This window comes from Nocardioides imazamoxiresistens (assembly GCF_032378595.1).
GTDB classification, from domain to species: Bacteria; Actinomycetota; Actinomycetes; order Propionibacteriales; family Nocardioidaceae; genus Nocardioides; species Nocardioides imazamoxiresistens.
On sequence record NZ_JAVYII010000001.1, the window covers coordinates 412,159 to 432,812 of the forward strand.

The 20,654-nt window shown below is 71.7% G+C and carries 20 protein-coding genes; 5 read left to right on the plus strand and 15 right to left on the minus strand.

Features of this window, described 5'->3' with window-relative positions:
* Together RDV89_RS01990 and RDV89_RS01995 are read right to left on the minus strand one after the other, a co-directional pair.
* Positions 1–399, minus strand: a 399-nt coding sequence (locus tag RDV89_RS01990) for an aminotransferase class V-fold PLP-dependent enzyme (RefSeq protein ID WP_315730859.1), incomplete at its 3' end; no start/stop codon positions are given.
* Between the two features lie 255 nt (positions 400–654).
* Complete coding sequence (locus RDV89_RS01995) at positions 655–1,875, minus strand: benzoate/H(+) symporter BenE family transporter (RefSeq protein ID WP_315730860.1); 1,221 nt, start codon at positions 1,873–1,875, stop codon at positions 655–657.
* A 58-nt stretch (positions 1,876–1,933) separates the two neighbouring features.
* Between RDV89_RS01995 and RDV89_RS02000 the strand changes: the two genes are divergently transcribed.
* Complete coding sequence (locus RDV89_RS02000) at positions 1,934–2,491, plus strand: helix-turn-helix domain-containing protein (RefSeq protein ID WP_315730861.1); 558 nt, start codon at positions 1,934–1,936, stop codon at positions 2,489–2,491.
* A gap of 67 nt (positions 2,492–2,558) precedes the next feature.
* Here the strand turns inward: RDV89_RS02000 and proB are convergent, their stop codons facing one another.
* From proB to RDV89_RS02055, 11 genes are all read right to left on the minus strand, one after another.
* The gene (proB, locus tag RDV89_RS02005) at positions 2,559–3,671 is read right to left on the minus strand and encodes a glutamate 5-kinase (protein WP_315730863.1); all 1,113 of its coding nucleotides are present in this window, start codon (positions 3,669–3,671) and stop codon (positions 2,559–2,561) included.
* Positions 3,668–5,215 (minus strand): GTPase ObgE, encoded by a 1,548-nt coding sequence (obgE, locus tag RDV89_RS02010; RefSeq protein ID WP_315730864.1) that lies wholly within the window; start codon positions 5,213–5,215, stop codon positions 3,668–3,670. The genes proB and obgE overlap by 4 nt, the downstream gene beginning before the upstream one ends.
* 131 nt (positions 5,216–5,346) lie before the next feature.
* Positions 5,347–5,601, minus strand: coding sequence for a 50S ribosomal protein L27 (rpmA, locus tag RDV89_RS02015; protein WP_315730865.1), 255 nt, complete (start codon positions 5,599–5,601; stop codon positions 5,347–5,349).
* A 49-nt stretch (positions 5,602–5,650) separates the two neighbouring features.
* Positions 5,651–5,953, minus strand: a complete 303-nt coding sequence (gene rplU, locus RDV89_RS02020) for a 50S ribosomal protein L21 (protein ID WP_315731512.1) — start codon at positions 5,951–5,953, stop codon at positions 5,651–5,653.
* Positions 5,954–6,091: 138 nt separating this feature from the next.
* A complete protein-coding gene (locus RDV89_RS02025) occupies positions 6,092–6,412 on the minus strand; it encodes a hypothetical protein (protein WP_315730866.1) in 321 nt (106 codons plus the stop codon).
* A 44-nt stretch (positions 6,413–6,456) separates the two neighbouring features.
* Positions 6,457–6,633, minus strand: a complete 177-nt coding sequence (locus RDV89_RS02030; protein ID WP_315730867.1) for a hypothetical protein — start codon at positions 6,631–6,633, stop codon at positions 6,457–6,459.
* Between the two features lie 46 nt (positions 6,634–6,679).
* Positions 6,680–7,753, minus strand: a complete 1,074-nt coding sequence (gene metX / locus RDV89_RS02035) for a homoserine O-acetyltransferase MetX (protein WP_315730869.1) — start codon at positions 7,751–7,753, stop codon at positions 6,680–6,682.
* Complete coding sequence (locus RDV89_RS02040) at positions 7,750–9,036, minus strand: O-acetylhomoserine aminocarboxypropyltransferase/cysteine synthase family protein (protein WP_315730870.1); 1,287 nt, start codon at positions 9,034–9,036, stop codon at positions 7,750–7,752. The genes metX and RDV89_RS02040 overlap by 4 nt, the downstream gene beginning before the upstream one ends.
* Before the next feature lie 362 nt (positions 9,037–9,398).
* The gene (locus RDV89_RS02045; protein ID WP_315730871.1) at positions 9,399–12,917 is read right to left on the minus strand and encodes an Rne/Rng family ribonuclease; all 3,519 of its coding nucleotides are present in this window, start codon (positions 12,915–12,917) and stop codon (positions 9,399–9,401) included.
* Between the two features lie 267 nt (positions 12,918–13,184).
* Positions 13,185–13,955: a TIGR03936 family radical SAM-associated protein gene (locus tag RDV89_RS02050; RefSeq protein ID WP_315730872.1), complete on the minus strand. Its 771-nt coding sequence runs from the start codon at positions 13,953–13,955 to the stop codon at positions 13,185–13,187.
* Complete coding sequence (locus tag RDV89_RS02055) at positions 13,948–15,153, minus strand: winged helix DNA-binding domain-containing protein (RefSeq protein WP_315730873.1); 1,206 nt, start codon at positions 15,151–15,153, stop codon at positions 13,948–13,950. The genes RDV89_RS02050 and RDV89_RS02055 overlap by 8 nt, the downstream gene beginning before the upstream one ends.
* Here RDV89_RS02055 and RDV89_RS02060 point away from each other — a divergent pair.
* Together RDV89_RS02060 and RDV89_RS02065 are read left to right on the plus strand one after the other, a co-directional pair.
* On the plus strand, positions 15,152–16,294 hold the full coding sequence (locus RDV89_RS02060) for a DUF4190 domain-containing protein (protein WP_315730874.1): 1,143 nt from the start codon (positions 15,152–15,154) through the stop codon (positions 16,292–16,294). The two genes, RDV89_RS02055 and RDV89_RS02060, sit on opposite strands and share 2 nt — an antisense overlap.
* A gap of 37 nt (positions 16,295–16,331) precedes the next feature.
* Positions 16,332–17,153: a DUF4190 domain-containing protein gene (locus RDV89_RS02065; protein WP_315730875.1), complete on the plus strand. Its 822-nt coding sequence runs from the start codon at positions 16,332–16,334 to the stop codon at positions 17,151–17,153.
* Positions 17,154–17,604: 451 nt separating this feature from the next.
* Here the strand turns inward: RDV89_RS02065 and RDV89_RS02070 are convergent, their stop codons facing one another.
* Entirely contained in the window at positions 17,605–18,501 is an 897-nt protein-coding gene (locus RDV89_RS02070) for a DUF4231 domain-containing protein (protein WP_315730876.1), read from the minus strand.
* Between the two features lie 70 nt (positions 18,502–18,571).
* On the opposite strand from RDV89_RS02070, the gene RDV89_RS02075 reads away from it, so the two are divergent.
* Positions 18,572–19,177, plus strand: coding sequence for a TIR domain-containing protein (locus tag RDV89_RS02075; protein WP_315730877.1), 606 nt, complete (start codon positions 18,572–18,574; stop codon positions 19,175–19,177).
* Between the two features lie 364 nt (positions 19,178–19,541).
* Positions 19,542–20,237 carry a hypothetical protein gene (locus RDV89_RS02080; RefSeq protein ID WP_315730878.1) on the plus strand — a complete coding sequence of 232 codons (696 nt, stop codon included), beginning with the start codon at positions 19,542–19,544 and terminating at the stop codon, positions 20,235–20,237.
* A gap of 181 nt (positions 20,238–20,418) precedes the next feature.
* On the opposite strand, the gene RDV89_RS02085 is transcribed toward RDV89_RS02080, so the two are convergent.
* Positions 20,419–20,589 carry a hypothetical protein gene (locus RDV89_RS02085; RefSeq protein ID WP_315730879.1) on the minus strand — a complete coding sequence of 57 codons (171 nt, stop codon included), beginning with the start codon at positions 20,587–20,589 and terminating at the stop codon, positions 20,419–20,421.
* Between the last annotated feature and the right edge of the window lie 65 nt (positions 20,590–20,654).

Genomic DNA, 20,654 nt, shown 5'->3' on the forward strand with positions numbered 1-20,654 from the left:
CTGGTCGTCGACCGGCAGCAGCTCGACGTCGGCGCCGTGGACGGCCGCCAGCCACCGGGCCGTCGCGAGCACGGCGTCGTGCTCGACGGCGGAGACGAGCACGCGGGGGCGGGCCCGCCCGGCGTTGCGCGCCCAGTAGAGGCCCTTGACCGCCAGGTTGTCCGCCTCCGTGCCGCCCGAGGTGAACACGACCTCGCTCGGCCGGCAGCCCAGCGTGGCCGCGACGCTCTCGCGCGACTCCTCCACGACCCGGCGCGCCTGCCGGCCCGCGGCGTGCAGCGAGGCCGGGTTGCCGCCCGCACCCAGGTGCTCCAGCAGGGCCTGGTGGGCCTCCGGGCGCAGGGGGCTGGTGGCGGCGTGGTCGAGGTACGCACGCGGCGACGTGGGCGTGGTGGGCATGGCCGGCCCAGCCTACGCCGCCCGATCCGCGATGCCGTCCTCGGCGGAGTCGTCGCCTCGCGGGGCGGGGCGGGCCGGTGGCCGGACGATCCCCGGCGTCGTCCGGCCATCACGGCCGAGGGACCCTGACGGCTCCCCGGGCCCGCGGCCCGCCTCGTCCTCCGTGCTGCTGGGGACCAGCACAGCGCATCGAGGACGGCACGACGGCGCGTTCGGGAGATTCCGAACAAACCCGAACAGGGGGCGGGCGACGCGTCAGCCCCGGGGCGTACGCCGCAGCGCGGCCCGCACGAGCAGCCCGGCGACGAGGGCCCAGAAGGCGCCGCCCACGCCGAGGAACGTGGCGCCGCTCGCGGCGACGACGAGGGCGACCGCGGCGCCGGGACGCTCCTCGGGGTCGCCGAACGCGGCCGCGACCGAGGCGGCGAAGGCCGCGAGCAGCGCCAGCCCGGCGACCGCCTCGACCAGTCCGCCGGGCGCGGCGACGGTGACGGCGGCGACGAGCGCGGCCGCCGGGGCGAGCACGAGGTAGGACGAGCCGGCCGCGACGGCGGCCACCCAGCGACGGTCCCGGTCGGGCCCGGCCTCCTCCCCCGCGGCGAGCGCCGCGGAGATGGCGGCGAGGTTCATGGAGTGTCCACCGAAGCCGGCCGCGACGACGGTGCCGGCTCCGCTGACGGCGAGCGCGGAGCGCCAAGGCACGGCGTACCCGAACGAGCGCAGCACGGCCGCGCCCGGCACGTTCTGCGAGGCCATGGTCACGACGTAGAGCGGCAGCGCGATCCCGACCAGCGCCGGCAGGGTGACGGCGGGCGGCGTCCAGACCAGCCCCGGCAGCAGGTCGTCGCCGAGGCCGGCGCCGGTGCGCGCGAGCTCGACGCCGATCGCGACCAGGCAGGCCAGCATCGCCACCGGCACGGCCCAGCGCGGCCACCAGCGCATCCCCGCGAGCCACACCGCCACCACCGGCAGCGCCAGGGCGGGCACCGCGACCACCGCCTGCACGGGGGCCAGGACCAGCGGCAGCAGGACGCCCGCCAGCATGGCCTGGGCGACCGCGGCCGGCACGCGCTCGACCAGGCGCGCCAGCCACGGCACGAACCCGGTGAGCACGAACAGCAGCCCGGCGACCGCGAACGCCCCGACGGCCGCCGCCCAGCCGCCCTCGACCGCGCCGGTGCTGACCAGGAGCGCGGCGCCGGGCGTCGACCAGGCCAGCGTGACCGGCACGCGGTGCCACAGCGCGAGCCCGATGATCCCGAACCCGAACGCCAGGGTGATGGCGAGCAGCCCCGAGGCCGCCTCGTCCGCGGTCGCGCCGACGGCCCGCAGACCGGCCAGCACCACCGCGAAGGAGGAGGTGAACCCCACGACCGCGGTCACCACGCCGGCCACGACCGGGGTGGCCAGGCCGGGGCGCGCCCCGGCCCGGTGCGAGGGGGCGGGGTGCGACGAGGCGGTGTCCGGGGCGTTCACGCTGCGCACCCTAGTCGGATCGTTCCGTATACGGAACGCAATCGGTAGCCTCATCCGCGTGAGCGATCCCACCGCGGCCGAGGTCGGCCGCCGTGTCCAGGAGCTGCGCGCTGCGCGCGGGCTGAGCCTGAGCGCGCTCGCCCGCACCGCCGGCATCGGCAAGGCCTCGCTCTCCGAGCTCGAGCAGGGGCGCCGCAACCCGACGCTGGCGACGCTGTACGCACTCGCGGGACCGCTCGGCGTACCCCTCGTCGCCCTGGTCGGCGAGGCCCCGGGCACGACCAGCGGCGACGGGGCGCTGTCCGCGCGGCTGCTGCACGTCGACCACGCAGCGGCGGCCACGACGGAGGTCTACTGGATCGAGCTGGTCGCCGACGCCCGGCGCGACTCCCCCGCGCACGCGGCCGGCGTGCGCGAGCACGTCCACGTGGTGCGGGGCGAGCTGGGCGTGACGGTCGACGGCCGCACGAGCGTGCTGCGGCCGGGCGACTCGCTGGCCTGGGCCGCCGACCTGCCCCACACCTACGCGGCCGGGCCCGACGGCGCCGCCGCGGTCGACACGATCACCAGTCCCGCGTCCGCCAGCCCCGCGTCCGCCAGCCCCGCGTCCGCCTGAGGTCGCGGTACGTCCGATAGTTCTCGACTATCGGAGGTACCGCGACCCGGGTGGGACGCGAGCAGCCTCAGACCAGGACGAGGTCGTCGCGGTGCACGACCTCGCGGCCGTACTCCATGCCCAGCGCGTCGGCCAGCTCCGCCGACGAGCGTCCCGCGAGCTTCGGGATCTCCTTGGCGTCGAAGTTGACGATCCCGCGGCCCACGACGGCGCCGTCGGGGCCGACGAGGTCGATCGGGTCGCCCGCGTGGAACCCCCCGGTCGCGCCGGTGACCCCCGCGGCGAGCAGGGAGGCGCGGCGGCCGAGCACCGCGCGTACGGCGCCGGCGTCCAGGTGCACGGCACCCTTCGCGTCGGTCGCGTGCCGCAGCCACAGCAGGCGGGTGGGGCGACGGCGACCGGTGGCGTGGAAGAGCGTGCCGACCCGCTCGCCGGACAGCGCGAGCGCCGCCTGCGGCGCGGAGGTGAGCACGACGGGGATGCCGGCGCCGGTGGCGATCCGGGCGGCCTCGACCTTGGTGACCATGCCGCCGGTGCCGACGCCGGCCGAGCCGGTGGAGCCGATCGCGACGCCGTCGAGGTCGGCGTCGCCGCGCACGTCGGAGATCAGCGAGGTGCCCTCGTCGGCCGGGTTTCCGTCGTAGAGGCCGTCGACGTCGGAGAGCAGCACGAGCAGGTCGGCGTGCACCAGGTGCGCGACCAGCGCGGCGAGCCGGTCGTTGTCGCCGAAGCGGATCTCCTGGGTGGCCACGGTGTCGTTCTCGTTGACGACGGGCAGCACGCCGAGCTCGAGCAGCTTGGTGAAGGTCTGGTGGGCGTTGCGGTAGTGCGAGCGGCGGGTGACGTCGTCGACGGTCAGCAGGACCTGCCCGGCGGTGATGCCGTGGGCGGCGAGCGCGGCGGTGTACTGCGCGACGAGCAGGCCCTGGCCGACGCTGGCGGCGGCCTGCTGCGCGGCCAGCGCCTTGGGCCGCTTGCGCAGCCCGAGGGGCGCGAGGCCGGCGGCGATGGCGCCGGAGGAGACGAGCACGACCTCGACGCCCGCCTTCTTGGCGGTCGCGACCGCGTCGACGAGCGCCTGCAGCCGCTCGGGGTCGATGCCGCCGGCCGCCGTGGTCAGCGACGAGGACCCGACCTTGACGACGACGCGACGCGCCCCGGTGACCTCGGGCCGGGTCACCGACCCTGCTCCGGGTCGTCCTCGCTCCAGCCGAGGTCGTCCGGCACGCGGTCGGGGTCGTCGTCGCCGCCGATGACGTACGCCTGGGGGCCGTCGACGCGGCGGGCCACGTCGGCGCGCGCCTCGTGCTCCTCGCGCTCGTCGAACGCCTCGTTGATGGAGCGACGGCGCGAGGCGGCGGGCCGCTCCTCGGTGAAGCGCTGGTCCTCGCCGCGGCGGCCGAGCATCTCGGCGCCGGCGTCGACACCGGGGCGGAAGTCGAAGACGACCGCGTTGTCGGGGTGGCCGATGAGGACGGTGTCGCCCTCGACCGCGCCGAGCTCGACGAGCCTGGCCTCGACGCCGAGGCGGTTGAGTCGGTCGGCGAGGAAGCCGACGGCCTCGTCGTTGCTGAAGTCGGTCTGGCGCACCCAGCGCTCCGGCTTGGTGCCGCGCACGCGCCAGCCCTCGCCGGTCTCCTTGACCGTGAAGTCCCCGTCGCCGTCGACGCCCGCGGGGCGCAGCACGATGCGGGTCGCCTCGACGACCGGCTGGGCGGCGCGCTTGGCCTGGACGATGCGGGCCATCGCGAACGTCAGCTCGCGGATGCCGGCACCCGAGGCGGCCGAGACGGTGAAGACCTCGAGGTCGCGGGCGCGCAGCTCGTCGACGACCATGTCGGCGATGTCGGAGCCATCGGGCACGTCGACCTTGTTGAGGGCGACGAGACGGGGCCGGTCCTCGAGGCCGCCGTAGCGGGCGAGCTCGTTCTCGATCACGTCGAGGTCGTCGACCGGGTTGCGGCCGGGCTCGATGCTGGCGGTGTCGATGACGTGCACGAGCGCGGCGCAGCGCTCGATGTGCCGCAGGAAGTCGTGGCCGAGGCCGCGGCCCTCGCTGGCGCCCTCGATCAGGCCGGGCACGTCGGCGACGGTGAAGACGGTGTCGCCGGCGGTGACCACGCCCAGGTTCGGCACCAGGGTGGTGAACGGGTAGTCGGCGATCTTGGGCCGCGCGCGCGACATCGCGGCGATCAGCGAGGACTTGCCGGCGCTGGGGAAGCCGACGAGACCGACGTCGGCGACGACCTTGAGCTCGAGGCGGATGGTGAGCTCGTCGCCGGGCTCGCCGAGCAACGCGAAGCCGGGCGCCTTGCGCTTGGAGGAGGCGAGCGCCGCGTTGCCGAGGCCGCCGCGGCCGCCCTGGGCGAGCACCATCTCGGTGCCGGCGCCGACGAGGTCGGCGAGGACCTCGCCGTGCTCGTCGCGCACGACGGTGCCGTCGGGCACGGCCAGCACGAGGTCGGCGCCGTGGCTGCCGTTGCGGTGCGCGCCGGCGCCGTGGCCGCCGTGCTCGGCCTTGCGGCGCGGGCTGTGGTGGTAGTCGAGCAGCGTCGTGACGCTCTGGTCGACGCGCAGGATCACCGAGCCGCCGGGGCCGCCGTTGCCGCCGTCGGGGCCGCCGAGCGGCTTGAACTTCTCCCGGTGCACGGAGGCGACGCCGTTGCCGCCTCGCCCTGCCGACACCAGCAGGGTGACGCTGTCGACGAAGGTGGGGACGGCCATGGGGTGCTCCTGGTGCAGTGGGTGGGAGGGCAGGGCCGACGTCTGGGTCGGACCTGCCCCCGGAAGCACGAAGGGCGCCCCGTTTCGCCGGGACGCCCTAGGTGGTGGTGCGGGGTGGGGTGAGCGTCAGCTCACGCCACCGGAACGATGTTGACGACGCGGCGACCGCGGCGGGTGCCGAACTCGACGGCGCCGGGGACCAGCGCGAACAGCGTGTCGTCGCCACCGCGACCGACGCCGTTGCCCGGGTGGAAGTGCGTGCCGCGCTGGCGGACGATGATCTCGCCGGCGTTGACGGCCTGGCCGCCGTAGCGCTTCACGCCGAGACGCTGAGCGTTCGAGTCGCGGCCGTTCTTGGTGGACGCGGCGCCCTTCTTGTGTGCCATCTGTTCAGTCCTTCGGTGATGTCGTGACGCGAGGAGAGACCGGGAGGTCTCAGAGCGAGATGTCGGTGACCTTGACCTGGGTGTACTTCTGGCGGTGACCCTGGCGCTTCTTGTAACCGGTCTTGTTCTTGTACTTCTGGATCACGATCTTGGGGCCCTTGGAGGCGCCGACGACCTCGGCCGTGACGGACGCCTTGTCGAGCTTCGTCGCCGTGACCTTCTCGCCGTCGACGACGAGGACCACGGGGAGGGTCAGCGTGTCGCCGACGATCGCACCGGTCGGGTCGATCTCGATGACGTCGCCGACGGCAACCTTCTGCTGCTTGGCGCCTGCGCGCACGATCGCGTACACCGCGGTCTCCTTCGTCATTGCTTCACTGCTCCGGGATCTGCTGGACCTGCACAGCGCGACCCCGAACCTCCGGGGTCGTACGCCTCGGGCGGGCGCCGAACAGAAGTGGCATGCCACCGAGCACACCGAGGAGCGATACTACGGATCATCGGGGTGGTCCGCAAAACGAGCGTCGGCCGTGGGCCCCCACGGCGTGGGGTCGAGCGCGGCCACCGCGTCGGGCAGCGTGCAGCCGCCCTCGGCAGAGGCCATGCGGTCCAGGATCGACCACCCGTCACCCGTGCGCGGCCACCGCAGCTCGCCGGCCCCGGTGGTCTCGAGGTCGAGAGCGTACGCCTCCAGCGTCGCGACCACACGTTCCCAGTCCCGGGCCCACGACCGGGCGGGGAGGTCGCCGTCGAGGACGTCGTCGTCGAGCGCGAGCACCGCGGCCGGCACGTCCCCGGCGAGCGCGGCCACGGCGCGTACCTCGCGGGCCCGGACAGCCGGGTCCTCCGACAGCGTCAGTCGTGGGTGAGGTACGGCCACATCATCAGGCCGAGGAGGGTCACGAGCCCGACCCCGGAGGCCAGGATCGAGCCCACCACCGTGACCGCCACCCACGGGAACCGCTCCGGCGGACGGGGCGGGGGCGGCGGCATCGGCGGGTGCTGCCCCCACCACCCCGGCTCCTGCGTCATGCGCCCATGATCGGCCGCCCCGGTCCCACCGCGCAGCCGCTTTGCCTCACCGCTGCAGGAACGCCGCGACGAGCTCGTGGTAGCCGGGCGGGCGCAGCAGGAACGAGTCGTGACCCCACGGCGAGGCGATCTCGTGGTGCTCGACCACCAGCCCCGCGGCCTCCAGCTCGGCGACGATGTGCGCGGAGTGGTCGGTGCCGAAGCGCCAGTCGGAGTCGAAGCTGATGGCCAGCACCTCGGGCTCCCCTGCGGCGGCGGCCTTCGCGAACGCCGGGTCGGCGAAGGGGTCGAAGCGGTCGAGCAGGCGGGTCAGCGTCAGGTAGGAGCCCGCGTCGAAGCGGCGCACGAACGCGTCGCCCTGGTGGTGCAGGTAGGACTCGATGCCCTCGCGGCCGTACTTGGTCTCCAGCCCGGCCGCGGAGACGTACGTCAGGTGCGCCAGCATCCGCGCCACCTTGAGGCCCCGCGCGGGCACGACGCCGTGCTCGGCGTACCGGCCGCCGCGGTAGTCGGGATCGCTCGTGATCGCCTCGCGCGCCACCGCCGAGAAGCCCCGGTTCTCCGCGGTCAGGCGCGCCGTGGCCGCGACCAGCACCGCACGCCGCAGCCGCCCGGGCTCCTCGCCCAGCCACTGCAGCAGCTGCATGCCGCCCAGCGATCCCCCGACGCCGGCGTGCACGGTCCCGACGCCGAGGTGCTCCAGCAGCCGCCGGTGCACCGCGACCAGGTCGCCCATCTCGAGGTCGGGGAAGTCGGGGCCGTACGCCCGTCCCGTGGCCGGGTCGGTCGACGAGGGGCCCGTGGTGCCCCGGCACCCGCCCAGCAGGTTCGGGCAGACGACGAAGAAGCGGTCGGTGTCGACCGCACGCCCGGGACCGATCAGGTCGTCCCACCAGCCGCGCCGCGCCGGGTCGCCGTGGTGGCCCGCGGCGTGGGCGTCGCCGGTCAGGGCGTGGGCGACCAGCACGACGTTGTCGCGGGCGGGCGACAGCTCGCCGTACGTCTCGTAGGCGACCTCGACGTGCTCCAGCACGCCGCCGCCGACGAGCCGCAGCGGGTGCTGCGGCGTCGCGACGACGGCGTGCCGGGTGGTGACGAGCCCCAGGCCGCTCCCGCTCACTTGGCCTGGGTGAGCGCCTGGTCGAGGTCGGCGATGAGGTCCTCGACGTTCTCGATGCCGATCGAGAGGCGCACCAGGTCCTCCGGCACGCCGGCGGCCTCGAGCTCCTCGGGGGTCAGCTGGCTGTGCGTGGTGGTCGCGTTGTGGATGGCCAGGGACTTCGCGTCGCCGATGTTGGCGAGGTGGCTGAACAGCTCGAGGGCCTCGACGAACCGCTTGCCGCCATCGCGTCCCGACTTCACGCCGAAGCTGACGAGGCCGCCGTACCCCTTGCCCGTGAAGATCCGGTCCGCCACCGCCTTCGACGCGTCGCCCTCGAGACCGGGGTAGTTCACCCACGCCACCGACGGGTGGTCCTGCAGGAACTGCGCGACCGCCAGCGCGTTCTCGCTGTGCCGCTCCAGGCGCAGGTGCAGGGTCTCGAGGCCCTGCAGGAACAGCCACGAGTTCAGCGGCGCGATCGCGGCGCCGGTGTTGCGCAGCAGCACCGTGCGCGCCCGGATGATGTAGGCCAGGTTGCCGACCGCCTCGGTCCACACGACGCCGTGGTAGGCGCCGTCGGGCTGCGTGAGCCCGGGGAACCGCTCGGCGTGCGCGGCCCAGTCGAAGTTGCCGGAGTCGACGATGATGCCGCCGATCGAGGTGCCGTGGCCGCCGATGTACTTCGTCGCCGAGTGCACCGAGACGTCCGCGCCGTGGTCGAAGACCCGCGCGAGGTAGGGCGTCGGCGTCGTGTTGTCGACGATGAGCGGCAGCCCGTGGTCGTGGGCGGCGTCGGCCCAGGCGCGGATGTCGACGACGTTGAGCCGCGGGTTGCCGATCGTCTCGGCGAAGACCAGCTTGGTCTTGTCGTCGACGTGGCGGGCCAGGTCCTCGGGCTTGTCGGCGTCGACGAAGCGCACCTCGATGCCGAACTGCGGCAGCGTGTGGGCGAAGAGGGCGTAGGTGCCGCCGTACAGCGTCGAGAGCGCCACGATGTTGTCGCCGGCGTAGGTCAGGTTGAGCACCGAGTACGTGATCGCCGCGGACCCCGACGCCGTCGCCAGCGCACCCACGCCGCCCTCGAGCTGGGTCAGCCGGTCCTCGAAGACCGACTGCGTCGGGTTCATGATCCGCGAGTAGATGTTGCCCGGCACCGACAGGTTGAACAGGTTCGCCGCGTGCTCGGTGTCGTCGAAGACGTAGGACGTCGTCTGGTAGATCGGGACGGCGCGGGCGTTGGTGGCCGGGTCGGCCTCCTCCTGCCCGGCGTGCACGGCGAGGGTCTCGGGGCGGTAGGTCATGGGAGGGCCTTTCGTCGCAGCGGAAGCGCTATGTCCACGAACCTAGTGAAGTTAGCGGCGGCGGCAAGGTCTTCCCGCAGACTGGAACGCCCTTGACGCTCTCGCCCCCGTCGAGTTGCGGGTTCCGCCGCGTGGCCGGCATCGAGTTGCGGGTTCCGCCGCGTGGCCGGCGTCGAGTTGCGGGTTCCGCCGCGTGGCCGGCGTCGAGTTGCGGGTTCCGCCGCAGCACAACCCGCAACTCGACGCTCTGGACGCGGCATAAACCGCAACTCGCCGCCGCCCCCGTCGGCCCGCAGCAGTACGCACGAGGCCCCCGCGCCGCAGAGCGGTGCGAGGGCCTCGTGACGGGACGTGCTGGTCGATCAGGAGCGGCTCGAGGACCCGCCCCGGGTGCGGGTCACCACGGTGACCGCGGGGGCCGGCGTCGCCTCGACCGGCGCGGCCGGCTCGGCGTCCGCGTCGACCGTCAGGACGACGGCCTCCTTGGTCGAGACGACCTTCGCGGACCGCGCCGTGCGCTGCACCGAGCGGGTGACCACAGCGGGGGCGGCCGGCTGCTCGGGGGCGGGCTCGGGCTGCTTCTCCGGCTGCTTCTCCGGCTGCTTCTCCGGCTGCTTCTCCGGCTGCTTCTCCGGCTGGGCCTCGGCGGCCAGCTCGGGCGTCGGCCGCGTGGAGGGGTGCTCGGCGACGGCCTCGACGGCGTCCGCGACGGCCTCGGCCACGACCTCGGCCACCCCCGTCGACGTCTCGTCGCCCGTGGCGACCGCCTCCTCGACGGCGTGCTCGGCCGTCGACGACGCGACACGCGCCATCTGCGCGACCGCGGCGGGGTTCGGCTTCGGAGCGGCCGGCGTCTCGGTGCGCTCGCTCTTGCCGCGCCCGCCGCCGTTCTGCCCGTTGCCGTCCTTGCCGCGCCCGTTCTGGCCGCCGCCGTTCTGGCCCTTCTGGTCGCCCTGGTCGTCGCCGCGTCCGCGGCCGCGCCGGCGACCGCCCCGACGGTCCTCGTCGCCGCCGCCGTTGCCGCCGTTCTTCTGCTCGACGGGGTGGTCGTGCAGCACGAGGCCGCGGCCCTGGCAGTGCGTGCAGTTCTCGCTGAACGCCTCGAGCAGGCCGGTGCCGATCCGCTTGCGCGTCATCTGCACCAGGCCGAGCGAGGTGACCTCGGCGACCTGGTGGCGGGTCCGGTCGCGGCCCAGGCACTCGACCATGCGGCGCAGCACGAGGTCGCGGTTGGACTCGAGCACCATGTCGATGAAGTCGACGACGATGATGCCGCCGATGTCGCGCAGGCGCAGCTGCCGCACGATCTCCTCGGCCGCCTCGAGGTTGTTCTTGGTGACGGTCTCCTCGAGGTTGCCGCCCGAACCGGTGAACTTGCCGGTGTTGACGTCGACGACGGTCATCGCCTCGGTGCGGTCGATGACCAGCGAGCCGCCGGAGGGCAGCCAGACCTTGCGGTCGAGGCCCTTCGCGATCTGCTCGTCGATCCGGTACTTCTCGAAGACGTCCTTGCTGATCCCGGCCGACTCGTCGCGCTCGTAGCGCTGCAGCCGCGCCGCGAGGTCCGGCGCCATGTGCTCGACGTAGGACGAGACCGTCTCCCAGGCCTGGTCGCCCTCGATGACGAGCTTGGAGAAGTCCTCGGTGAACAGGTCGCGCACGACCTTCAGCGTCAGGTCGGGCTCGCCGTAGAGCAGCTGCGGCGCGCCGCCCTTCGACGACTTGGCCTCGATGTCCTCCCAGCGGGCCTTGAGCCGCTCGACGTCGCGGGTCAGCTCGTCCTCGCTGGCGCCCTCGGCCGCGGTGCGCACGATGACGCCGGCCGAGTCGGGCACGATCTCCTTGAGCAGCGTCTTGAGGCGCGTGCGCTCGGTGTCGGGCAGCTTGCGGGAGATGCCGCTGGTGGTGCCGTCGGGCACGTAGACGAGGAAGCGTCCCGCCAGGCTGACCTGGCTGGTCAGGCGCGCACCCTTGTGGCCGACCGGGTCCTTGGTGACCTGCACGAGCACGGTCTGGCCCGACGAGAGCACCGACTCGATCTTGCGGGGCTGGCCGTCCTTGTGGCCGAGGGCCGACCAGTTGACCTCACCGGCGTACAGCACCGCGTTGCGGCCCTTGCCGATGTCGATGAACGCCGCCTCCATGGAGGGCAGGACGTTCTGCACGCGACCGACGTAGACGTTGCCGATCAGCGACGTCTGCGACTCGCGGGCGACGTAGTGCTCCACGAGCACCTTGTCCTCGAGCACCGCGATCTGCGTCAGGTCCTCCTTCTGGCGCACGACCATGACGCGCTCGACGGCCTCGCGGCGGGCCAGGAACTCGGCCTCGCTGACGATCGGCGCCCGGCGGCGACCGGCCTCGCGACCCTCGCGGCGACGCTGCTTCTTCGCCTCGAGACGCGTCGAGCCGGAGACCGCGGTGATCTCGTCCTCGATGGAGCGGCCCTGGCGGACCTTCGTGACCGTGTTCTCCGGGTCGTCGCCGGAGCCGCCCGAACCGCCCGAGCCGTCACCCGAGCGGCGACGACGACGGCGGCGGCGCGACGAGCCGGAGCCCTCGCCGTCGGAGGAGTCGTCGGAGTCGTCCGAGCCGTCCGCGGAGTCGTCGGATTCGCTGTCGCCGGAGGCGGCGTCGTCCGAGGAGCCCTCGGTGCCGTCACCGGAGCCGTTGCTGTCGCCGTTGCCCTCGGAGTCGGTGTCGCCGTTGTCGCCCGAGCTCTTGCGGCGACGACGGCCGCCGCGGCGGCGACGGCGACGTCCGCCGCCGGACTCGCCGGAGGAGTCGTCGTCGTTGCTGTCCTCGTCGCTGCTGTCGTCGTTGTCGTCGGACTCGTCGCCCGTGGCGTCGGTCTCCGGCGTCGCGTCGGTGGTCTCGGTGGTCTCGGTGGTCTCAGCGGCAGCCTCGGTGGACTCCTCGTCCTCCTCCGCGTCCTCGGCGACCTCCGCCTCGACCGGCGGCTCCTCGACCTTCGGCTTGCGGGTGCGCTTGCGCGCGGGGGGCGTGGTGGCCTGCGGGGTCTGGAAGAGCGGTACGCCCGTGGCGCCCGCGCCGCTGTCGGTCTCGGCCTCGGGGGTCTGCAGGTCGGGAGCCTCGGCGGCCTCGACGAGGTCCCCCGCGGACGGGGCCTCCGTCGTCTCCGGAGCCGCCGCCTTCTTCGTGGCCGCCCGCTTCCGGGGCGCGCGCTTGCGCGGGGCCGGCTTCTCGGCCGCCTCGGTGCTCTCGGCCGCCTCGGGCGACTCGGCCGCCGCGGGGGCCTCCTGCCGTCCGGTCTCCAGACCGGCGACGGACTCGACCACGGACTGGGTGGCGTCCTCGGCGGGCGCGGGAGCAGCGGCGGCCTTCTTGCGGGGCGCGCGCTTCGCGGGGGCCTTCTTCGCGGTCTTGGCGGGCTTCTCGGCCGGCGCGTCGGCCGTGGCCTCGGGAGCGGTCTCGGGAGTCGCGTCGGCCGTCGGCGCGGCCTGGCGGCCGGTCTCGAGGCCCGCGACGGACTCGACCACGGACTGGGTGGCGTCCTCGGCCGGCGCGGCGGCAGCGGCCTTCTTGCGCGGCGCGCGCTTGGCGGGGGCCTTCTTCGCGGGCTTCTCCGCCGGCGCCTCGGCGGTCTCGGCCTGCGCCTCGGCAGCCGGAGCCTCGAACGGGCTCTCGACGGGCGCGGCAGCGGCCCTCTTGCGCGGCGCGCGCTTGGCGGGCGCCTTCTTGGCGGGCTTCTCGGCCGGCGCGTCGGCGGAGCTCTCGGGCGTGTCGGCCGGAGGCTCGGCGGCGGCCGCCTTCTTGCGCGGCGCTCGCTTGCGAGCGGGCTTCGCGGGCGCCTGGAAGAGGGCGTCCTGCGCGTCGCCGTCGTTCGTGGGGGTGTTCTGGTCGTCCTGGTTCTCGAGCACTGTGCTCCTATCCCGGTCGCCCTGGGGCTCCCGGGTGTGTCGGCGCGTCCGCGGCGGTCTCCCGGAGCGCGGACGAGCAAGCCTGTCGTGGGACGTGCGCCGCCGGGGGGCGGTGCCGTCAGCGGGCGGTCGCCGACCTGCCGCGGTCGCTGGGCCAGAGGCCGCTGTCACCGGCCCTGATGCCACGTCGCGGCGCGTGTCGGAACGCGCTCACCGTCGCCGAGTATCGCACACCACTCCCGGGGTGCCCGCGTCCTCGCCGCGAGGTCAGGCGCGGGTCGTCGCGAGCGGGTCCCCGATCGTGGCGGTCTCCTCGTCGAACGGGCCCTGGGCCAGCCGGGTCAGCCGCGGGGCGTCGCCGGTCTCCACGGAGGCGACGCGGCGCAGCCCGGTGAGCACGTCGTCGGGGCGCACCGAGGGCACGCCGTGGCGCAGCAGCAGGTCGAGCTCCGCTCCCCCGGCCGGCGCGGCGTCTCCCGCGGCGCCACCCGAGTCGTCACCCGGGGAGTCCTCCGCCCCGACGACGGCGAGGTGCACCACCGCGGCGCGGCAGTCGAACTCGCGTACGCCCTTCTTGGTCATCCGCTCGACCAGCACCGACGGCGTGGCGAGGAACGCGCCGACGGCCTCGCGGGCCTCGTCGAGCGGCACCTGGGTGCCGATCCGCCAGCGGCTGGCCTGCAGCAGGTCGGCGAGCGAGCCGCCGGGCGACTCGACGACCTCGACGACGTCGAGCCCGTCGGGCAGCGCCTCGTCGAGCACGCCGTGCAGGGCGGCGGCGTCGACCTCCTGGGCGAGGGCGATCTCGAGGTACTCCGCCTCGCTGGCCGACCCGGTCGGCGCGGCGTTGGCGTAGGAGATGCGGGGGTGCGGGTTGAAGCCGGAGGAGTACGCCATCGGCACGCGCGCCCGGAAGATGGCCCGCTCGAAGGCGCGGCTGAAGTCGCGGTGGCTGGTGAACCGCAGGCGGCCGCGCTTGGCGTACCGGATCCTCAGGCGCTGGACGGGTGGGGCTTGCTGCTCGGGCTGCTCACGCACGGACGACAGGGTACGGAAGGTCGCCCTCCTCGGCCCGCATCGCCGGCGAGGGGTAGACGGTGCCCACCCGCGTGCCGGCGAGCCAGGTGGTGAGCCGCGCGGCCTCGACCGTGAGCGCCGCGCGGGCCTCGGCCGGCAGGTCCACGAGGGGGCGCACCGCCACCGTGCCGTCGTCGTCCTGGGTCCAGCAGCCGACGACGCGCCCGTCCCACCAGGCCGTCGTGCCGCCGTTGCCGTTGCGGTCGAAGATCTGCTCGCGGTGGGCGCCGAGGTAGAAGTCGCGCTCCTTCCAGCCCATCGTCGTGGGGTCGAGCACCGGCAGCAGGGCGGCCCACGGCTCGGTCTCGGTGCGGGCGCCGGACAGGATCGGGTCGTCAGCGGCCACCCAGGCGGGGGCGCCGGACTCCAGCGCGACCGCGACGGCCCCGGCGTCGGCGAGGGCGCGGCGTACCGCCCCCTTCGTCGCCCCGAGCCACCAGACCACGTCGGCCTCGGTGCCCGGGCCGAAGGTGCGGAGCCAGCGGTCGACGAGCACGGCGTACGCCTCCGCCTCGCCCAGCGCGTCGGGCACGGCGCCGAGCCAGTCGGCCAGCAGGGTCCAGCGCGGGCGGGAGAGCCGCCAGTGCTGCGTGTTGACGCCGCGCACGACGTCGACGCGGACACCGAGGTGGGTCAGCAGCTGGGACGAGACCCAGGCCGTGCCGGCCTCGGCGACCTCGGGAGCGGTGAGCAGGGGGACGGCGGCGCGCAGCTCCTGGCCGGTCAGGCCGGCGGGGCTGGCGCGCAGGGCGTCGAGGGCGCTGTCGCGGGCCGCGGCGATCCAGGCGGGCCCGTCGGTGGCGATGCCGTGGCGCTCGAGCTCCATGGCGAAGCGCTTGCGCTCGGTCGCGAGCACCCGCGCGGTGGGCGCGCCCCAGGCGGCGGGCAGGAGGTCGCGCGGGAAGACGAAGAGGGTGCGCCGCATGGCGAGCTGCTTGACCAGGGCGCGGGTCTCGTAGAGCTCGCGGTCGACGCCCGCGACGTCGAGGCCGTCGACGCGGGCCTGCAGCGAGAGGTGCACCGTGGCGGGCTCCGTGGCGTGCAGGACGGTCATCGCCTCGACGGCCGCGCAGGCGTCCGGGAGGCGGTGGGCGGGGGCGATGCCGTGGCGCACGGCGATCCGGGCGCGGCGTTCGGAGTCCGGCACCGTCGTGGTCATGGAATCATCCTGCACCGGCGCACCGACGATCCTGGGAGCAGACGACCTCATCATGACCGACCCGAACCGGCCGGACCCCGACCAGCCCACGCCCGCGAACCCCGAGGGGACGCCCGCCGCGGACGGGGGGCAGCAGCCGCCGGCGGACGACGCCGCGACGCGCTACCACCAGCCGACGTACGGCACACCGTCCTACGAGCAGCAGCCCGCGCCGCCGGCCGACGACGAGGCCACCCGCGTGCAGAAGCCGTGGGGCACCGTCGGCGGGCCCGACCTGCGCAAGCACCAGGAGCCGGCCCCGCAGGCCGAGCAGCCCGCCACTCCCCCGCCGCACACCTGGGCGACCGGGGTGGGCCCGGGGCAGGGCGCCGAGCAGCAGGGGTACGCGCAGCAGGGTCACGGCCAGCAGCAGGCGTACGGCCAGCAGGCGTACCAGCCGACCTACCAGCAGGCGGGCTACCCGCAGCAGGGCCAGCCGGGCCAGCAGGGGCAGCAGCCGTGGAACGCGGGGGCGTACCCGGCGTACGGCACCCAGGCCGGGCACACCGGCCCGCGCCCGACGGACGGCGTCTCGATCACGGGCTTCGTGCTGTCGCTGACCTGCTGCCTGTCGCTGGTCGGCCTGATCCTCGGCTTCGTGGGGCTGAGCCGCACCAAGGGCGGGCAGCGCAGCGGCCGGTGGGCGGCCATCAGCGCGATCGTCGTCGGCGCGCTCGGCACCCTGGTGGCCGGTGCGTTCATCGTCGGCAGCGTCGTGCTGTTCAACTCCTCGGTCCTGGTCGAGGACGCCTCGCCGGGCCAGTGCGCGAACCGCTTCCTGGGTGACACCAGCTCCACCGCCGTCCTGCGCGACGCCGACTGCGACGAGGAGCACGACGGCGAGGTGATGGCGGTCGGGGCGCAGCGCGACCTCGACGCCGAGCTCGAGGCGATGGACGTCGACCCCGAGGACGCCACCCGCACCCAGATCGAGGAGGCGTGCGCCGTGCTCGCGCCGGAGGAGTACCGCGACGTCCTCGACGACAGCGACCTGCGCGCCCGCGTGCTCACCGACTTCGAGGACCCGAGCGGTTCGGACCCGATCCTGTGCTTCGTCGAGCGCACGGATGGGCAGAAGCTGACCGCGCCGCTGGTCGACTGAGCGCCGCCCTCCCCGAGAACCACGCCTAGGAGCTGTGATGAGCAACCCGTACGAGCCCGATCCCCACAAGCCGCAGGACCCGCAGCAGGGGGGCTCCGGGGGCGGGTTCAGCGACCAGCCCTACGGCCAGGGCGGCCAGTACGGCGGGCAGCAGTACGGCGGCCAGGGCGGTGGCTACGGCGGGCAGTACGGCGGCGGGCAGCCGGGTGGCCAGCAGTTCAGCGCCCCGTACTCGAACCCGTTCGGCGCGCAGCCCTACGGCCAGCAGCAGCCGACCTCGACGGACGGCGTCTCGATCGCCGGCTTCGTGCTGTCGCTGACCTGCTGCCTGTCGTTCGTCGGCGCGATCCTCGGCTTCATCGGCCTGAGCCGCACGAAGAACGACCAGCGCAAGGGCCGCTGGGCCGCGGTCAGCGCGATCGTGATCGGCCTGATCGGCACGCTGGTCGCCGTCGGCGTGATCGTCTTCGCGGTCACCGTCGGCCTCAACACCGTCACGCCGGGCAACGCGGAGGTCGGCCAGTGCGCCGACAAGTCGTTCGAGGACGACGACGCCATCGGCCTGCGCGACGCCGACTGCGACGAGCCGCACGACGTGGAGATCGTCTACGCGGGCGACTACTCCGACGTGGAGGACGCCGTGGCCGACGAGGGCTTCGACATCGACGAGCTCAGCGACAACGAGATCGCCGGGGTCGCGTGCACGACGCTGGTGGGCGACGAGTACTCCGAGGTCCAGACGTCGGAGTACGTGGTCGGCATCCTCGCCGAGAACGTCCCGCCGGGCTCCGCCGACGCGATCCTCTGCTACGTCGAGCGCTCCGACGGCGACGAGCTCGACGCCCCGCTTGCCGACTGACCTGACGCTCGGCCTCCGCGCCGGCAAAGTAGGCGGAGTCTGCTCAAATGTTGTACGCAGTCAAGCAGACCATTCCATCCACTGAGCCGATCGACGCTTAGTCGAGGTGAGGAACCCACGCGGCTCGAAAATGCGCCCGAAAGAGGGTCGCGTTTTTCCGACAGCGGAGCTAAGCGGGTAGTCGACGATATGACCTGCGGCACTTGTCGCCGGTACAGCATGAGCGTCCCCGTTTGGGCTTCACTCCACTCCTGTCGTGAATCAAACTCACCGAGACCGACCGCGATCCTCCCCGCCCTCAACGCAGAACCCGATACATCGATGCTAAAACTTGCCCCTTCTTCATCCGCACGGTCGCATCGCCGCGCACTACTCGATCCGCGGTGGGCAACTGCCTCGGTCTCGAGAAGACCAGTTCCGATGGAGCACCGCCACCTTGCGGCTGACAATTTCATGGTCCGTTCCGAGAAGCGAGCCATAGCGTGTGTTCGCGACTGATCGCTTCTTCAGCGCTCTCGACCTCGGTCGCCCATTCGGCCTCAGTCCGTACCAATTGCAGTCTGGCCTCTGCTTGTGCAAGATCATGGACCGCCGCCGCATATGCGCGAGCGTTAAAGTCGTGTTGTTTTGCTTCTAGCCAAGCAACCACTGCCGCCACAAGCGCAGCGATCACCGGAGCAATCATGGGTGTCCATTCATAGAACGCGGCTGCGAGTGAAGCGACGAACCCAAGAAACTCCAGAGCAATTAGAGCGAATCGCCACTGGTTGGACCGGCCCCGGTTGTATCCGGCCTTCCCTTCGTACCAGTTCTTCTGATTCTGCAAACGCTCGCGCAGGTACACGGACCTCCGGTCCGGCCAGTCTGCTTGCCGCTGCCGTTTCATCCACGGGCTGATTGACTGTGCGTTGACCGCGGCTAACTCTAAATCTGGGAACTGTCGCCGGATCTCGTCAAAGCGGCTCAGCAGTCGACGTGCCATGGTCGCCTCGTCGACCGACGGATCGCTGAATGGCTCGCTGCGCACGGCGAACTTCCAGGCGAGGGTCTTCGCCGACTCTGCGACCGCCCGCGCGTCGTACCAGGTTTTGTCGGGCCGACTCTTCCACAGGACGCCTTCGACGAGAATGGCCAACACGAAAAGTACCGTTGAGACGATGGCCAGGACATCGATGTCTGCGGCACCCACACGCCACACGGCGATTCCCATCGCGGCCGCAAGCACAAGCAGTCCAAGCCTGAACCGCGTGCCGCGTACAAACCACTCCTGCGCACCCGTTGAGGCCCGATCGGCTGCTTGGAACAGCTGCGGCATGTCATCATCGGTCACACTGACGGGACTGGTCATGCGGTACATGATGCCCCGCCAGCCTTCCGGCGCCTGCGGTACGGTGCCGCCAACCGGGGAGAGGTCACGAGTGAGCAACTGGCAGCAGCAACGTCTACAAGACGTTGCCCTCAAGGCGGCAGCGCGTACAAACGACAGGAGTCGTCACAAAGTCTTCGTGTCTTACCACGCTGCGGATACCGCCGAAGTCGAGGAGTTTCTGAACAAGTTTGGAACCGAGTTCATCGCGAAGACGGTTGGCGTCACAGATGAGGACGACTTCATCGACAGCGAGGACACCGGTTACATTATGGACAAAATTCGAACAAAGTATTTAGGCGACTCGACCGTTACTCTCGTTCTCCTAGGGTCCTGCACCTGGGCGCGTCGCTACGTTGATTGGGAAGTTTATTCGTCCCTGCGAAACAGCAAACACAGCACCGTGAACGGTTTGCTTGCCGTCCAGTTGCCGAGTATTTCGGGGACGTCCTCCGCCCCATTGCAGGCACGGGTGAATGACAATATTCAGCGAGGCCCTAACGGCGAAGACATCGGGTACGCCCGATACTACGTCCACCCGTCGTCAAGAACTTCCCTCAGAGGTTGGATCGAAGATGCATTCAGGGCGCGGACTGCGCGCACCTCGCTGATTGTGAACACGCGAACGCGTCGGCAGCGAAGCGCCACTTGCCCCTGAGTAGTCGAACCCGGCGGCAGCGAGCGAACTTCAATCGAGATTTCCCGAGACGTAGCCTGCGCGACGGTAGTCATCGACATAAGAAGTAGCGAACTTCGCAATCAGCGAAAGTCACACAGCGCGAGTCGCCCCCAGCAGAGAGGATGTTGGTCGACTTAGCAGCCAAGGCTATCTGTGGTGGGCGGGTTCGCGAACGCACGTGTAGAAGGAAATGATTAGATTGTACAATCTTCTAGTTGGGTTCCCCGACGGCTCCGCACACGGGACCCGAGTTCTCGAATACACCTCCGATAGTGCGAAAGCGAAAGTCGCGCCTAAAGGGTTCCTTGATCCAGCCCTAGCGATGGAGCTACCAACGGTCGTCATGCCCGAGATCGGGCAAGGCGAACCTGAGTTCGCACAACTGGGTCGAATTTCAAATCTCACTCAGCAGAGCGGAAACTACCGGTTTCAGTTCGTGCCCGATCTGAACGTAACTCCGCTGCCTCTTGCCAAGATGCGAGCCGATGCCGAGAGGTGGGGTCTTCACGAGTTCGAGTTTTACCGCACACACTGGGCGGTGAAAGACGTTGATGCGTACGCAGCAATGTGGGGAACAGTTGCCAGCTCACAGATGCCTGGACCAAAGGCGTTCCGTCTACCGACAGACCAGTTGCAAACCGATGATCTCGTCGCGGTCATGATGCCCTTCGATGCGAAGTTCACCCCGGTTTATCAGGCACTGCGTGAGGCCGCATCAGAGGCCGGCATGCGTTGCCAGCGTGCCGATGACATATGGAAGAACGAACACATCCTGGATGACGTGCTCGAACTGATTTGGACCGCACGCGTTGTTGTCTCCGACCTGACTGACAGGAACGCAAACGTGTTCTACGAGACCGGGATTGCACATACTATCGGCCGTGATGTCGTCCTAACGACTCAAAGCATCGAGCACGTACCATTCGACCTGCGGTCGATTCGAGCACTGACCTATTTTCCGAATCATGAAGGCCTGATAGCACTCAAGACTGCATTAAAAGCCAAATTGGAGAGCTTGACTGCTCATTCTCGGCTCTAGCTGCAAACTTAAACTCGAACTGGCTGCGCACAAACGGCTGCCACCGATCCCGACAATGAGGGCTCAAGAGATTTAACGAAACGGTGGGTGTTCCGACGATCGGGTCTTGACGGTCGCGTGGCCTTAGCCGATGGCCTAGCTGTCCAGTCTCATCTCGGCCTTGCGCCTTGCTGACGCAGAGTTATTGGTCGTCGAACGCAGGCTCCAGACTGAGGTCGAGCCAGGCCTGCGAGTCGACGAAGAGCACACAGAGCCCGGCGACCTTCGGAACGAGGTCGACGGCGGCCGCGCGCGAGTGGCGTACCCCTGCCAGCTCGGCGAGGGCCTCGGCGATGACAGTGTCCGCAACCATGTGCCCACCATCGCAGGGATCAGCACGAGGGTTGCGGTATCTCCGATAGTCGACGGCTACCGGAG

What these genes read in the sequence shown, in the direction of transcription:
- obgE (WP_315730864.1), bottom strand. Translation starts at nt 5,215, where the DNA reads ATGGCCGTCCCCACCTTCGTCGACAGCGTCACCCTGCTGGTGTCGGCA.
- rpmA (WP_315730865.1), bottom strand. Translation starts at nt 5,601, where the DNA reads ATGGCACACAAGAAGGGCGCCGCGTCCACCAAGAACGGCCGCGACTCG.
- RDV89_RS02030 (WP_315730867.1), bottom strand. Translation starts at nt 6,633, where the DNA reads ATGACGCAGGAGCCGGGGTGGTGGGGGCAGCACCCGCCGATGCCGCCG.
- RDV89_RS02040 (WP_315730870.1), bottom strand. Translation starts at nt 9,036, where the DNA reads ATGACCTACCGCCCCGAGACCCTCGCCGTGCACGCCGGGCAGGAGGAG.
- RDV89_RS02060 (WP_315730874.1), top strand. Translation starts at nt 15,152, where the DNA reads ATGGAATCATCCTGCACCGGCGCACCGACGATCCTGGGAGCAGACGAC.
- RDV89_RS02055 (WP_315730873.1), bottom strand. Translation starts at nt 15,153, where the DNA reads ATGACCACGACGGTGCCGGACTCCGAACGCCGCGCCCGGATCGCCGTG.
- RDV89_RS02065 (WP_315730875.1), top strand. Translation starts at nt 16,332, where the DNA reads ATGAGCAACCCGTACGAGCCCGATCCCCACAAGCCGCAGGACCCGCAG.
- RDV89_RS02070 (WP_315730876.1), bottom strand. Translation starts at nt 18,501, where the DNA reads ATGACCAGTCCCGTCAGTGTGACCGATGATGACATGCCGCAGCTGTTC.
- RDV89_RS02080 (WP_315730878.1), top strand. Translation starts at nt 19,542, where the DNA reads ATGCCCGAGATCGGGCAAGGCGAACCTGAGTTCGCACAACTGGGTCGA.
- RDV89_RS02085 (WP_315730879.1), bottom strand. Translation starts at nt 20,589, where the DNA reads ATGGTTGCGGACACTGTCATCGCCGAGGCCCTCGCCGAGCTGGCAGGG.